Source organism: Bdellovibrio sp. HCB337, assembly GCF_047302465.1.
GTDB lineage: Bacteria > Bdellovibrionota > Bdellovibrionia > Bdellovibrionales > Bdellovibrionaceae > JACMRP01.
In genome coordinates this window covers 218,459-233,133 of the sequence record NZ_CP178621.1, presented here as the reverse complement: position 1 = coordinate 233,133, position 14,675 = coordinate 218,459, and the positions used below count along the sequence as shown (strand labels likewise).

General features: G+C 43.1%; 15 protein-coding genes and 1 tRNA gene. 4 read left to right on the top strand and 12 right to left on the bottom strand.

Translation table 11 applies throughout. The features are described 5' to 3' along the window. Position 1 precedes the first annotated feature (1 nt). Positions 2–397, top strand: a complete 396-nt coding sequence (locus tag ACLWBB_RS01165; protein ID WP_413289707.1) for a glycine cleavage system protein H — start codon at positions 2–4, stop codon at positions 395–397. A gap of 2 nt (positions 398–399) precedes the next feature. Then, the gene (locus tag ACLWBB_RS01160) at positions 400–1,287 is read left to right on the top strand and encodes a DMT family transporter (RefSeq protein ID WP_413291574.1); all 888 of its coding nucleotides are present in this window, start codon (positions 400–402) and stop codon (positions 1,285–1,287) included. A 35-nt stretch (positions 1,288–1,322) separates the two neighbouring features. Here ACLWBB_RS01160 and ACLWBB_RS01155 read toward each other — a convergent pair whose 3' ends face one another. The 6 genes from ACLWBB_RS01155 to ACLWBB_RS01130 form a co-directional block, all read right to left on the bottom strand. After that, positions 1,323–1,655, bottom strand: a complete 333-nt coding sequence (locus ACLWBB_RS01155; RefSeq protein WP_413289706.1) for a helix-turn-helix domain-containing protein — start codon at positions 1,653–1,655, stop codon at positions 1,323–1,325. A gap of 369 nt (positions 1,656–2,024) precedes the next feature. Further along, positions 2,025–3,566, bottom strand: coding sequence for an ABC-F family ATP-binding cassette domain-containing protein (locus tag ACLWBB_RS01150; RefSeq protein ID WP_413289705.1), 1,542 nt, complete (start codon positions 3,564–3,566; stop codon positions 2,025–2,027). Positions 3,567–3,749: 183 nt separating this feature from the next. Beyond that, the gene (locus ACLWBB_RS01145) at positions 3,750–4,886 is read right to left on the bottom strand and encodes a CapA family protein (protein ID WP_413289704.1); all 1,137 of its coding nucleotides are present in this window, start codon (positions 4,884–4,886) and stop codon (positions 3,750–3,752) included. A 93-nt stretch (positions 4,887–4,979) separates the two neighbouring features. Then, positions 4,980–5,360, bottom strand: coding sequence for a CoA-binding protein (locus ACLWBB_RS01140; protein ID WP_413289703.1), 381 nt, complete (start codon positions 5,358–5,360; stop codon positions 4,980–4,982). 3 nt (positions 5,361–5,363) lie between these two features. Beyond that, positions 5,364–6,410 carry an AI-2E family transporter gene (locus ACLWBB_RS01135; RefSeq protein WP_413289702.1) on the bottom strand — a complete coding sequence of 349 codons (1,047 nt, stop codon included), beginning with the start codon at positions 6,408–6,410 and terminating at the stop codon, positions 5,364–5,366. A gap of 104 nt (positions 6,411–6,514) precedes the next feature. Then, positions 6,515–6,910, bottom strand: a complete 396-nt coding sequence (locus tag ACLWBB_RS01130) for a DUF1428 domain-containing protein (protein ID WP_413289701.1) — start codon at positions 6,908–6,910, stop codon at positions 6,515–6,517. Positions 6,911–7,167: 257 nt separating this feature from the next. Here ACLWBB_RS01130 and ACLWBB_RS01125 point away from each other — a divergent pair, with 257 nt between their 5' ends. Then, entirely contained in the window at positions 7,168–7,530 is a 363-nt protein-coding gene (locus ACLWBB_RS01125) for a DUF1428 domain-containing protein (RefSeq protein ID WP_413289700.1), read from the top strand. A 149-nt stretch (positions 7,531–7,679) separates the two neighbouring features. Here the strand turns inward: ACLWBB_RS01125 and ACLWBB_RS01120 are convergent. Continuing rightward, a tRNA-Met gene (locus tag ACLWBB_RS01120) sits at positions 7,680–7,756 on the bottom strand. 220 nt (positions 7,757–7,976) lie between these two features. Here ACLWBB_RS01120 and ACLWBB_RS01115 point away from each other — a divergent pair. Beyond that, a complete protein-coding gene (locus ACLWBB_RS01115; RefSeq protein WP_413289699.1) occupies positions 7,977–8,975 on the top strand; it encodes an RT0821/Lpp0805 family surface protein in 999 nt (332 codons plus the stop codon). Positions 8,976–9,052: 77 nt separating this feature from the next. Here the strand turns inward: ACLWBB_RS01115 and ACLWBB_RS01110 are convergent, their stop codons facing one another. The 5 genes from ACLWBB_RS01110 to ACLWBB_RS01090 are packed head-to-tail and all read right to left on the bottom strand — an operon-like array spanning position 9,053 to position 14,424. Then, positions 9,053–10,645 (bottom strand): hypothetical protein, encoded by a 1,593-nt coding sequence (locus ACLWBB_RS01110; RefSeq protein ID WP_413289698.1) that lies wholly within the window; start codon positions 10,643–10,645, stop codon positions 9,053–9,055. Further along, positions 10,642–11,280, bottom strand: coding sequence for a CDP-alcohol phosphatidyltransferase family protein (locus tag ACLWBB_RS01105; RefSeq protein WP_413289697.1), 639 nt, complete (start codon positions 11,278–11,280; stop codon positions 10,642–10,644). The genes ACLWBB_RS01110 and ACLWBB_RS01105 overlap by 4 nt, the downstream gene beginning before the upstream one ends. A 33-nt stretch (positions 11,281–11,313) precedes the next feature. Next, positions 11,314–12,261: a phosphatidate cytidylyltransferase gene (locus tag ACLWBB_RS01100; RefSeq protein WP_413289696.1), complete on the bottom strand. Its 948-nt coding sequence runs from the start codon at positions 12,259–12,261 to the stop codon at positions 11,314–11,316. Further along, complete coding sequence (locus ACLWBB_RS01095; RefSeq protein ID WP_413289695.1) at positions 12,258–12,614, bottom strand: hypothetical protein; 357 nt, start codon at positions 12,612–12,614, stop codon at positions 12,258–12,260. The genes ACLWBB_RS01100 and ACLWBB_RS01095 overlap by 4 nt, the downstream gene beginning before the upstream one ends. A 13-nt stretch (positions 12,615–12,627) precedes the next feature. Next, a complete protein-coding gene (locus tag ACLWBB_RS01090; RefSeq protein ID WP_413289694.1) occupies positions 12,628–14,424 on the bottom strand; it encodes a bifunctional alpha/beta hydrolase/class I SAM-dependent methyltransferase in 1,797 nt (598 codons plus the stop codon). Positions 14,425–14,675 lie beyond the last annotated feature (251 nt).

The following is a 14,675-nucleotide window of genomic DNA, read 5'->3' as shown; positions in this document are numbered from 1 at the left end:
TATGTCAGCGAATGATGTCAGAAATTTTATGGGTTATCTTTGGATCCAGGAAGAGGACGGTATCGTCACTATCGGGATCAATGAAGAAGGCCTTGCGGATTTTGATGAAATCACTTCTGTCGATTTGCCAGCAGAGCACGATAAAGTAGAGGCTGATGAAGTCTGCGGGACCGTTGAAACTGATGACGGTCCTTTGGATATTTATTCGCCTGTTTCTGGAACTGTTATTGAAGTCAATTCGGCTGTCATTGACGATCCTACTTTGATTCAAGAAGATTCTTATGAAGAAGGATGGCTCATCCGCGTGGAAGCATCTGAAGACCTCGATGAAGACGAGGATGAAGATGAAGACGACGAGGATGATGAAGACGAGGACGAAGAAGAGGATGAGGACTAAGACTGAAAAACGTCGCCCTCTACCTTATCTGCGTTTTAATCTGGGGGTCCACTTGGCTTGTTATTACGTTCCAATTGGACTCTGCTTCTCCGGTAGTTTCAGTTTTTTATAGATTCGTCATTTCTGCCGCCATCTTGTTACCGGCTTGTTTTGCCTTCCGTATTCCGATGAAATTTTCACGCAAAGATCACCTCTGGTTTATGGGCCAAGGGATTTGTATGTTCTCGACAAACTACATGCTGACCTATGTGGCTGAAGGAATGGTAAGCTCTGGCTTGGTCGCGGTGACTTTCACATTGCTGCTTTATTATAATATTTTGGGCACCTGGCTTATCTTTAAAACTCCGTTGCGGCGAAATGTGATCTTGGGGTCTCTAGTTGGCGGCATCGGTATTGGTCTGATCTTTTTGCATGAAATTTTGAACTTCAAGGCTGGCTCTCAAGCCATACTAGGTCTCGTCGTGGGAGCTGTTGCTACGATGTTTGCCTCTGTCGGCAATTTGATTTCTTACGTTCACCGTAAAGGCAAAGTCCCTGTCATGGCGTCCAACGGGTACGGTATGTTTTATGGCGCTTGTTTCACTTTGATCGTTGCTCTCGTTTTACAGGTCAGTTTTGCGACAGTATGGTCGCCCAAATATATTTGGAGCCTGCTGTATCTTTCAGTCTTTGGCACTGTCATAGCCTTTGGCGCTTATATCTCGTTGGTGGGCCGTATAGGCGCTGAGAGGGCCTCTTATATCAGCATCATTAACCCCGTGATCGCGCTGATCTTGTCGTCTCTTTTCGAGAATTTCAAATGGACTCCCGAAATAGCTATTGGAATTGTTTTGTGCCTTCTTGGTAACGTCATCACTTTGCAAAAACCAAAAAAAAGGGCCACCAGTTAGGTGACCCTTTTCGTTGTCTTTGATGAACTTGGAAATTATCGAGGCATGCCAGTGGTACTAGTCGTATTATTCGTGCTCGTGCCGTTAGCGGCCTTTTTTGTGTGATTATAGAACTTCTTCTGTAGATCAACTCGGACTTGTTCAAGAGTTGACTCCAAGATCACATCAAACATCTCGTCGACATTCACGTTGTACATCTCTGCAAGTTTCTTCAAGGTGTGCATTGGTGGGCTTGAAAGTCCTCTTTCCCAGTTAGAAATGAACTGTGCTGAGCTATAACCCAGTCTATCAGCCACATCTTTTTGAGAGAGTCCGACTTGAGTTCTCTTTTCTTTCAAAAAATCTGAGAGTGCTTTTACTTGTTTCATCTTTCACCATCCTTGCTTTACGTTCATCATCAACAATTAACCAACAATCAACTACAAGTTTACGCCCGTTTGCTTATCAATAAAATCCCGTCCGAGTGAATTTTACCGTAATTTTAAAACATTACGAAGAAATCTCACCGTTGTTGGGAAAACCGATTTTTAATCATAAATTTGTCCCAATTTATGCTAAAAAACAGTCGTCTTGTTAAAGAGCTTTTACAATTGTCAGACTCTTCTTACATTCGAGAGACTAGCTAAGTGTTCAATCTTCAACGCTGTCAAATATGAACTGTTTCATCTTGATATCGAACGTCTATAGATGACTCACCACATCTTCGTATTTATTCAATCATTCACGCAATTTACTGTCTACCAGCTTTCTCTTTTACTGCAGACAAAATTTAATTTCTGTCCGCACTCTATACGCTCTAAGAAACTCTCATCATGGCTTACGACGATCAATGTTCCCGGGTATTTCAGCGTTGCCACTTCGAGGATTTCTAAACTTTCTAGATCTAAATTGTTTGTCGGCTCATCTAAAATCAAAACCTCTGGCAACGTCCGAGACAAGATTAATCGAGCTAAGCATGCCCGCAAACGCTCTCCTCCACTGAGTTCTATGCATTTCTTGAAAACATCATCGCCATAAAAACCATAGTCTGCGAGTTTGTTTCTTACCTCGCTAAGATCTAAACGACTTTCCTCCATCGTATTTTCTAAAACCGTTTTTTCAGGATCAAGTAGGGTATAGTTTTGATCTAAATAAACAAAAGATCGTGTTATTCTGGAGAGCTTTCCTTGATGTTCTCCTAAGAAAAGCGCCTGCTCTGATGTCAGCAACCTTAGTAAAGTCGTTTTACCAGATCCATTGCCACCACGGATGGCCACTCGTTCTTGCGCATGCAAGGTAAACGTCAAAGGTCGTTCCCACAAAAAAGTCTTCATGCCCGGATAGCGAAAGTTAAAGTCCTCAAGACTGAAAACCACCTTTCCTTTTGCCTTCTTTTCTAATGAAAAATCCAACCGCAAATCTGAAAACTGTTTTTGGCGTTTATAAAGATCCTGGAATTTCTCGGCGCGCTCCATGTCTCTGACAGATTCTTCTTTATGGATTTTTCCTAAAGAAACTTGAGCTTGTCGTTTGCGACTCCCGACGATGATCCGTGGCAGCCCCATGCTTTCCGCATTGTCGTTAGCCCAACGGATACGTTTATTTTGTCGGTCCAGCTTTTCCTGATGTTCTCGTTCTTGTTTTTTCTTTTCCCTTCGTGCCAGGTCAAGCTCGTGGGCCAGACGAAGTTTTTCGTCCTGCTTTTGCTGTTCATACAAAGAAAAACCGCCGCCATAATAAGCCAGTCCCTGATTGCTAAGCTCCCAAATGCCTTCCATGTATTCCAACAGCTCGCGGTCGTGACTAATTATAAGCAATCCATCTTTAAAATCTTGAACAAACCTATAAAGGCACTCGCGGCCCTCACGATCTAGATTGTTTGTTGGCTCATCTAAAATCAAAAGCTCGGGTGACAGGGCAATCGCTTTCACTAAACGAGCTCGCATCCATTCCCCGCCACTCAGAGTTTTTAAAGTGCTCTCCATATTCAAACCCTTTAAAAGACTTTCTCGTAAAGGGGCATCTTGGTTCGGTTGATCCCAAATATCCAATAGATATTCGCCGACGGTCACGGACTCGTCGCCCTTTTCAAACTGTGAAAGCAAATGCAATCGGAGTTCTCCAATCAGGCGTCCCTGTGTCGGTTGCAGTTCTTTGGCAATAAGGCGCACTAAAGTGCTTTTGCCAACACCGTTAGAGCCAACAAGTCCATACTTCTGGCGGTTCAAAGTAAAATTTAAATTCGAAAATAGCGTGCGACCATTCGGCAGCACACAAGTTATAGATTGTGCTGTAAGCATAAGAATACCTCAGAGTCTCAAAAAGGTTTTGAGCTCATGTCTGATGAGTGAATGTGTGGATTAAATGTCAGAAGAGGTGTTCTTATCTCATAAAATATCGGGTTTAGAGCCCGACTTAAAAAGTATAGCAAAAAGCGGCCGAAGCCGCTACAAAAAATAAAAATCCAGTATTTCTAGTAGGTTCTACTTACAAAACTTCTGAGAAAGCATTGTTTGCAGATCCAAGCGACCTATAGTTCCAAAGTGACCAGCTGCATGTGCAAGGACGGATGCATTGCCATTTTTCTCGATCGGAAAAATCTCGTTTCCATCTCGATAAGTAGGCGTATAGCCAACACCAAAAATTTTGGCTTTGCCTTGGCCTTCTTTACTAAGTCCCAAATACACAATCGCACCCGTTTGCTTCTCTAAGCTTGGTTGTCCAGCCAAAAAATTCCCCAACGAGTACGCAATCAAAGTTTCTCGTCCGTCTTGAGTTGTGTACTTCTCCCAAGGTTGCAAAACATGCGGATGAGATCCAATGACGGCAGTTGCACCCGCTTCTAAAAACTTCCGTGCGTATGATTTCTGATCGCGGTCGGGACCGTTTTCATACTCGTCCCCCCAGTGCGGAAGAACAGCAATCGCATCCACATCCGAACGACGGGAAAGGTCCTTAATCATTTCTACGATTTTATCGGCCTGCTTGTAGCACCAAAGAACTTGATTGTACTTGTCCGGCATTCCATTCGTCATCTCTGTACACCCGATAAAGGCGACACGAATATTTTGAATGTTCTTAATTTCGTAAAAATCACCTTTAGGGTCATTGGACTTTCTTGTTCCCACTGTGGGAATACCATAGTGAGCAGCTGCTTGTAGAGTACGATCAATGCCAATACTTCTACGATCCAAAGAGTGATTATTTGCTAACGTCAGCAGATCAAAACCTGACTGCAAAAGTTCAGGCAAGATTTGTGGATGATAGTTGAAAACAAAATTGGTTCCTGAATAAACGACGCCATCGTAAACAAAGCCGATGTCGCCATGATCTTTCCCTTTGGCATCGATTCCAAGAGCTGCGGGGCCCTCAAGATTACCGACCGAGAAATCTGCTTTTTGGAAGTAAGGAATCGTTTTCTGCCACGTGCTTGCAAAACGTTTTGAACCGTTCACGACAGATTCATAAATTGCCCTATGAACCAATATGTCTCCGACGAAAGATATCGTCGCAACATCTTGCCCTTGGTTGCAAGAGGCATTAAAAGACAAGTCTCTTGGTGCCGCCCACAATGTCGATGTGAATCCCAAACACAATACAGTATTGAAAATAACACGCACTGAATCCTCCTCAGAAAAATATATCTCTGAGGTCGAATATCTTGAAAGATTCAAAAAAGATTTTAAAAAAAGCTAGACTTGTTAAAAGACTGTTTAGAACTGATTTGTTCTTAACATCACTAGCGTACATCCTTCGATTGTTTTAATGCCGGCGTTTTCGAATTTCTGTTCTATCGCAAAACTCTCGGTGCCTGGATTAAAAATCACACGACGTGGCTTTAATTCAATAATTTGCTCTACATATGATTCAAGAATTCTTGGATTTACATACAAAGTAAGAGTGTCGATGTTTTCTTTTTTAAGCTCTAAAATCTGGTGAGTCACTTGGGTATTCTCTACCTTTTCTAAGCTAGGATGAACTGGAAAAGTGCTATGCCCGTATTCTTGCAGCATCTTATAAGCCTTGTAAGCATATCGCTCTGGATTGTCGCTAGCTCCTAAGATGGCTACTTTTTCTTTTGGCTTTGCACTCATGGATCACCTCTTGCTTTGACTATTTAATAGCATAGGCGCGATTTGCATTGTAGCCGAAACGATAACAGGCCCTAGAAAAAGTCCTGGCAAGCCCAATACCATGATCCCGCCAATGATGGCCAACAAGGACCAAAAAGGGTGGAGCTTATCTTTAGCGATTTTCAACATATAGACGCGAGCGATATTGTCAGCAATACCGGCAACAATTCCCACAATAACTAAACCAATGCCAGCCGTCGTGTCCTCTATAATCCAACCGTAAATCGCAAGTGTAAATGCAATCGGCGCAGCTCCGATAACAGGAATAAAGGAGCAAATAAATGTGACGATAAAGACCAGTCCTAAATCGACTTCCAAAAAGATGGCGGCTCCTGTTGTTACAATTGTCGATTGAATCATCCCCGTTAAAATGGACGAAAAAATCGAGGAGTAGCTGGTTTCTTTTAAGACCGTAATGACATTCGTAGTTTCTTCGGAGTTTAACAACTCTGCCGAACGAAAAGTTCTTTCCATCCAACCTGCATGGCGCATGAATAAGAACAGCATCACCAAAAATACGACGAATGAAAAAAGGACATCCGGAATCTGGGTCACGATATACGTCGAAAGGCGAAAACCAGCGCCTAAAAGTTTTTGAGTCGCATCGGTCATCATTGCATCAATATTCACAGTGCTACGCAAACCAAACTGCGAAAAAAAGTGAGTAATAGTGTCTATGACATGCTTCCGCTGCTCTTGCCATCCGGTAAGAATCGCTTTTTTTCCATCGTCTGTCAGATCGATGGCCAATAGTTTTCCGTAGATTTTTGAAATAGCTCCCAGAAACGGGATTGAAATGATCAAAAAAAGTCCGAAGGTCAACCCGTACAAACACAGCGAATGCCTGCACCACCGTGTTTTTGTAATTTTATGTATCCAAGGATTTAGCGCATAAGCGACGACGCCCGCAAGCAAGATATCCGCTAAAAAAGGTGATAGAACGTAGGCACTCCCCAATATACCAACGAGTATCGCAAGGACTCTAAATATTTTTTCCTTGTCACTCGTCATTGGTTCTCTCCTGAGAGCTTAAGAACTCTTGAGAAAACGCTAATTCGCAAGGATATCGAAGTCAAAACATGCAGTCATTCTTGTCAAATGACTGCACATTTATATTAGTGTTTTTTTGCTCTGGCAGAGCTTGATTTTTTGGCCACTTCGACGACGGGTTTGAATCCACCATAGATCATGCGCTTCCCATCAAAAGGCATCATCGCATCACCAAGCTCGGTGATACGCGGATCTTTCATAACCTTTTTAAGAATTTTGTCTCTTTGAGCACGAGACTTGTAAACGATCCAAGAGAAAAAAACGATTTCATTAGGTTTCAACTTCACACTCTGCGGAAACGAAGTCCACTTCCCCTTTTTCACATCATCAGCAATGCACTCAATATATTCAAGCGCCCCATGATCTTTCCAAACCTTCCCAGCAATCTTGGCGACTTTGCGATAAGCCTCAACATTCTTTTTAGGAACGGGAACAACAAATCCATCTACATAATGAGCCATATAAAAAACCTCCTATTAAAAAGAAAGGCTGACCGAGATTCTCTAAATTAGAAAGAACTTAAGTAATGTAAAGTAGCAGATGAGTAGCGCAAAGTAAGGGCGAGTCTCGATGCCTCAACTTTCGCGTCGGGATGCCAGAGCAAAAAATAAAATAAAAAGATGGGAGGGAGAATATAACGACTTCACCCGCACATTGCTATGCGAAAGACCTTTCTTAAACTTTAAGTTATTAGATACTAAACCTAAGGAGAACATATATGAGCACTTACGTAGATGGATTTGTAATTCCGATTCCAAAAAAGAATGTTAACGCATATAAAAAAATGGCCAAGCTAGGATGCAAAACCTGGATGAAGCACGGCGCACTGGCCTACTTCGAATGCTTAGCCGATGATGTAAAAGTCCCTTACGGAATAGGCTTTCCGAAAATGTGTAAAACGAAAAAAAATGAAACGGTAGTATTCGCTTTTATCGTATATAAATCGAAAGCTCATCGCAAACAGGTCAATGCAAAAGTGCACAAAGAGTTCGGCGAAATGCCAGGCGCAGAAAATTTCAAAATGCCTTTCGACGCAACAAAAATGGCCTTCGGCGGCTTCAAAACGCTAATAAAAGGCTAAAGAATTCTAAATAAAGAATACCGAATCGCGCGCAAGAGCCTCTCGCATAGAAAGTTGAGGCTCGACGCCTCAACTTTCGCGTCCCGTGCTGCCAGTAACAAACACCGAATAAAAAACCAAAGCCAGTGCAAAAAAAGAAGAGAGAAAGATGGTAGGGGGCGAGGGACTTGAACCCCCGATCCGCCGGTTATGAGCCGGCTGCTTTAACCAACTAAGCTAGCCCCCCAAATGAGCTATCGAAATTCTCTTAAATCTATTCATAAATCAAGTATTTAGCAACTGCTTCCGAGTCGCAACGTACTCATAGCGCTTGTGAGGAATTCTCAAGTTTAATTAAGTACCTAGGTCATTTTGGCCCCATTTTGTTTGGCACAATTTGTGGAATAGAGTCCATTGACGAAAACGCTTGGTAACTTTTTATCACTCTCTTGAAGGAGACCACTCAAATGAAAAAACAAGCAATCCTCGGAACCCTGATCGCAGCTACTGTTCTGCAAACAAGTGTCCCTGCTTATGCTGGCAAAGAAGAAGTCGGCAATATCGTTGGCGGAATTATCGGCGGTGTGATTGGTAGTCAAATCGGTGGCGGCAGCGGTAAAACGGCTGCAACTATTATCGGTGCTATCGCAGGCTCTATGATTGGTGGCCAAGTTGGCCGCGATATGGAAGAGGCAGATCGCCGCGCATTAGAAGATGCGCAAAGAAATTGCCTGAATAATGAACGCGTCGGCTCATCGGTTGAATGGGATGGTGCTCGCTATGGTTCTCGTTCTGGCGCTCATGGTAGATTCACTGCAGTTCGTGAAGGCTACAACTATCGCACGGGCGAATACTGCCGTGAATATGAAAGCTCTATCAACCTTTATGGTCGTCAGGAAAGAACTACTGGTATCGCATGTTCTCGTGCTGATGGTTCTTGGTATGAATCAAACTACAGCGAAGTTCGCTATGACAACTCTGGTTTAGATCGTCATCGTCCACCAAGATACCCAGGCCCAGGCCGTCCTCAACCAGGTCGCCCAGGTCGTCCACCAGTTCGTCCTGGTCCAATTCGTCCGACGCCTCCACCTCCACCACCAAACTATGGTCAATATCAAGGTTCTGTACAAGTTAATGCGATCACTCGCAGAACTGGTGGAGCTTGGTACCGTTTGACTTTGCATAGACCACTTTCTCTGACAAATATTGAACTTCGTGTTTTAAGAGCCAACGTGAGACTTCATGAAGCGGCTTTGGTGACAGACTACAACCAACGTCTTCCTATCTATGAATTGTCCAACACTCCAGTTTTGGGCACGAACACTGTGGTAGGTTCATACATCAATCGCAATGAGCGCATCGTTGCTATCGATATCCGCGCTGAATCTTACGGTGCATACTCGGATATTTTGGTGAATGTAACTTCTCCAGAAGACTACCCATACTTATCTGTGACTCAATTCTAGTTTTTCTAGAACCACCCAAAAGAAAAAGCCGGTTAGGACACCCTAACCGGCTTTTTTGTTTCTATTGAAATCAACTCTTAGTTTGCGTTGATGATCTCTGATGGAGGGATAAAGAATCTTGCCGTTGAAGGCACTCTTACCCACAATGCAAACGGCGCAATCGCATCTGTATAAAGCACTGTCGACATTGCTTTGTACAAAGACTCTGAGCTGTTCACTTGGCTGCGGTCAAAGAAACCACCGAAGCTGTAATCTTTGAACGCGTTTGGTTTACCATGATCGTAGTTCCAAGCCTTCACATTAGGCATACCTTCTACACCAGAGCTTGCAGGTGCATTTGCATAACCTGTCGGCATGAAATCACGCTGAGAAACGTCCGCTTTGAAGAAAGCTTTAACATTTACGCGAATAGATTGGCCAGTCACATCACTGACGATACTTACGTAATCGCCTTTTTGAGCTGCTGAGTAAGCGCGAACGCGGTCACGAAGAGCGTGATATTTTTGTTTGAAATCCAAAACCATCGCGTTCGGGTTGAACAAATACGGCGAGCCATTTGCGATCATGTAATTAGAGCCAGCACCTTCTTGATCGAACGCCATGCAATCTTTTGTGCGTTCAATTTCAAGAATAGTTCCGCGAGTGCGAGCATAAGGATACTTCAAACCACAAACATAACCAGCAAGCTGGTAATAAGACGATGTCAAACCATAATAGAATGAACGGTCTAAAAGACTTTGAGCAGTCACTTCTTTGCCATTTACAGTGATTTTGTTTCTCCATCCCAGGAACGACTTAGTACTAGCAAAAACATCGTAAACCATTTTCGGAGTTACGCCTTTTGCAGGGTCACCGATACGAAGGTCACCACGAACTGTGTTGATAGTCGTAGCGCGAATAACGCGGTTAAAGACTACTGGTAATTCATCTAAGTCCATTGCTCCCACGTAATAAATAGTTGCGAGAGCTCTTTGTAGAACGAAAGTCACTGTATAGTGGTACGGCTTAGTGAAAAGTTTTTTAGCTTCTTCTGGATCTAAGAAACGAAGACCAGGTCCTTGTCCTACCAAAATAGTTCTGTCGAACATAAATTCGAAATTAGCAGAAGGAAGTTTTTCTAATTCAGCAGATGCCGCTACGATTTTTTCCAACTTCGGAGCAAGCGTCGCTAACGCAAAATCTTGGAAATCTGAAAATTTAGCAAACGAAGGGCCCGCTTTTTCACTTGGATAAGTGATGAAGTCAAAGGCCGCTTTGACATGTGGACCATAGAGGTAGTCATTATAGCTAAAGTCACGAAGCCCAAAGAGCCAGCTCATGTGAAGCCAGTCAGAAGTTTCCACAAAAGCGCGGCAACGGAAAACGATACCTTCAAGATCTGGAACTAAGCTCGCAACTGCTCCGTACATTTGCACGCCTGGAAATGCTTTTGCATTTTCTTGCTTTGCCATCTCAGCGATCTTTTGCGCAGCGGCCTTTACCTGAGACTTGTCTTTAATTGAAAGAATGATTTGATTCATTTGATCAATCACCTGTTGCTGGCCAGCAACACCGACAGCGTCCGGCATACGAGATGCCATTTCATGAGAAGACGTCATTCCGCCTTTTGCGAAGTAAATAGCAGCGCCAAAACATGCTGCTACAAATACAAATGCTATAAACTTTTTCATAAACCAGTACCTTCCTTGAAACTGTTAACTTTTTTCGAATCTAAAAGACCTTTTCGAACCCGGTTCACAATAGTGATAAGAAGCGCCAAAGAACCAAGGTTTAAAATAATATCAAATACCAACGAAGAAGAAATGCCGACCGCGATCAGAACTGCGATCAATCCCATTAAAACTGCTCTGTCGCTTTTTCCCATGGGGCCTTCGTATCTACGAGAAGCTCCTGTTTGAACCGCGACTACTCCTGCCATTTCACTAATCATCGCGAGTACCGCAAATAAGATCATCGGCTCTAATCGTACCGAGCTCACCGCACAGAAAGAGAAAAACAAAGCAACGTCAGAAACCACATCGCCAAGTTCGTTTAAGAAAACGCCCAACGCCGATTCCATTTTGCCTTCTTTGGCCATCATTCCATCAATGGCATTAAGAGCCATACGCACAAATAGAAAAACTGGGACAGACCAAAAAACGACAGGAGTTTTCGCCATTCTTCCGATGACGATGGCAAAGACAACCGAAATCACCATGGTTCCAAAGGTCACATGATTTGGTGTAACTCCGGAATTTAGCAAATTTCTAGAAAGAGGACGCAAAAGATTTTGAAATCTCTTCTTGAGCAAATAAGTTGAAATCATCCTTGATCTCCTAAGGCTTATTAGAACCCGTTCCTATTTATAAAACCAGTACAAAATCAGGTAAAAATATACGATCGATGAGAACGTGATTGAGTCGATGCGATCCAAAAGGCCTCCGTGCCCCGGAATCACATTTCCCATATCTTTCAAACTCAAATTACGTTTGATCGCGGATATATTGAGATCCCCAAAATATCCCGTCACCGCAAGCACTAGACCAACAACAAGACTTTGTGTGACGCTGAAAGGAGTGATGTCTCTAAGGAGATAGGCCAATACCGTTGTCGTCACTGCTGCTCCCAAGAATCCTTCCCAAGTTTTCTTAGGAGAAATTTGCGGAGCAATTTTGTGTTTGCCTAGAAGCGTTCCCCAACAAAATTGTAAAACATCATTGAATTGAGTCAGAAATAAATAATACAGAAACAAAGAAGAAGTTGTTCCGACATAGTCCGGGATCTTTGGCATCGCCAACAACAACGAAAGATGGCTTAATCCAAAAACACAAAGAAGCAGTCCCCACAAAGATATCGGAACAGCTGTCATGACAGCTTCAGGTTTTTCAAACAGAAGAACCCAGATCGTTACCAAAGTTAAATAGACGATGGGAATCAAACCAATGACCGGCACTAACTGATTTGCACTCGCCAGTGCAAACTGGACGAGGACAAAAATGTACGCAAGAAAGCGTACTCGCTGAGGCAGCTTTGATTCTGGAAACTTATCGAAAAATTCTTTCAAGGTCGCAAACCCGAGCGCCGCTAATCCAAAATACCCCAACATAGGGTGAATACAGAAAAAGACTATATATAGGACAAAGATCGCCCACCACGAATGAGTACGAGTGATCATTTCATCTAAAAGAGCAAAACGCTTAAATTGTTTCCAAGTATAAAAAAGAACAGTGAAAAAAACCAAGATCGACAAGACGATCAAAAGAATCTTTTGAGCTCCAGGGTCTATTGTAAAAAACCCGTCCGTCATTTTTGCGCTCCGAAACCCACAAAAGAAACACCCAACATGATAAATCCCACACCCACATACTGCCAAAGCGAGATCGACTCATCTCCAAATTTCGCCGCAAAAACCAAAGCCCAAATATAAGTAGTAGCATATGCCGGATAAACCACCAGCAACTCCCCACCCATTCGAAAAGCTGAAATAAAAAGAACCAAAACCAACGTGAAACACAAAAGACCCAAGAACAGCGGTCCATTTTGCCAAACAGGCACTTCCAAAAAGCGCGTTGCTGCCTTTTTATAAAATAAATTAGCGGCGGCCCCACAGACCGCCGCTACTAAACTTAGACTTAAAGGCAAAAGCACTTGAGATCTCAAGAACTCTCCCGAATTAGCTTTCCAACTGTCGTTCTGTCATAGACTCTGCAGCCATCTGCTTAGAACTTGTTGTTTGCAATAGGTCCGTCTTACGAGCTTTGCTAACAGTAAAGATACCGTACGGATCGATTTGCATATCTTGCTTTTCAAATCCAGCCGCGCGGAAAATTTCATCCTGTTCTGCTTGAGAACGAAGACGCATGACCCATGCCTCGCCATCACGATTTGGCAATGTACGCGCAATCATCTCTTGTTGAGGATGATATGGCTGACCTGTGTAAAGCAACGTCGCCCCCGGAGCACTTTCGTTCGCAATGTGATTCACGCACTGGCGAATCAAATCATTGTTGCCGAAAAGCTCAAAGAAGCCAGAAACGATAACAATATTAGGTGCATAACCATTCAAGCTTTGACCAGCAAAGGCATCAGCTTGTTGGTAGGTCACATTTTGAAGATTCATTCCTTGTGCAAGCTTACGTCCATGAGCCAAGTTGCCTTCGACGTTGTCGCGAACCAAGATTTGAATATTCTTATCACGATGTCTATTAGCGATATCTAATAAATATCTGCCCGGACCGCCAGCGACATCCAAAATGCGAATTGGTTGGTTTTTCGCATGCAACTCAAGGATCGATTTCTCTAACAAAGACTCCATGTGGACCTTGCGAAGGCGAATACCTCTCCAACCAACAGCATTAATATAGAAGAAATCGATCAAACGGCCCAGCGGCGTGATTCCGCGAGCTTTATTTTCGTAGATGTAATCCAAAGACAAACCAGAATCAAAACCGGTTTTAAGACCGATGCTGACACCATTGCTCAAACGACCCACAGTCGACATCATGAGCTTTTGCATTCCGAAATTCACCGCCTTTAGTAACGACGCTGGTTTCATCAATTGATCATAGGTATCTTTTGTTGAACCCGATTTATGAGACTGCAAAAGATCCTGGCGATCTACTGGACTATTCATCGCATTTTGAATGAAAGCACCTGCCAATTTGAAACCTTCTTCACGGCCTTTTTCATAAAACACGCCATGATAGAAGTTTTTAAAGATCTTCATGTATTTGTTCGAAGTTCCCAAAGCATCAAAGAACTTCTTCTGAACACCTACCTCAACAACAAAGTCTTTTCCTGCAGAAAGGACCATCGTTGGAGTCGTGATTGTGCCCGCTCCCGCCAAAACACGAGTCGAAGCATCAAAAAGACCGATCAAGATATTAACTGAAATATCACGAGTGATCAGTGGATCTTCATTGTAACGACGAGCCTCGACCGGATCGTGAGTCAGCATGCGCGATTTCACGTAACTTGAAATAAACGCTGGGTTTTTTACAAGATTTAGAAGACGCAAACCAGGAAGTGCAAATGGCACATAAAGCTTCACGCGGAAAGCAGGAGCTGCCAACACCATCGCACGAATTCTAGGAGCATAATCATGCACCCAAGTAGAAGCCACTACAGCTCCTACAGAATTCGCAACAACTGTGATGTTCTCCATTGGAATACCGTGCTTTTGCGAAACAAATTTCGCAAAGGTATCAAGATCCTTCACAAGATAAGAGAAATCCGGGGCATAACCACGAGGTCCCTCAGTTTTACCATGGCCGCGACCATCATAAGCAAACATCCAAGTGTCTGAAAGATTCAAGCCATCTACGATTTCTTGAAGACGTCCTGAATGCTCATGACCGCGATGAATGACGATAACTGCTTTTTTAGAATTGATATCGTTAGGTTGCCAAGTACGGAAGAAAAGTTCTTTAGAGTCAAAAGAACGGAAATATGACTCCGATGAGATACGCATTTAAACCCCTCCATGGTTAGAACTGGTATTGATCAGTAAATAAAATTATAGTCTTTTCAGAGGTTGTTATAGCAAGTCATTTTCCAAAGGCACACTGCGCTGTCGATGTTCCGATCATTACCAGCATCGTTCCGGGCATTAAACAATGCCCGCTGAACCTCCAAAGAGTAGACAACCAAAGTTTTCATTTCGGTGAATTCTTTCTTTGAAAGATCAATAAGTCTCAGTAGACTTTTTATATGCAACACTCA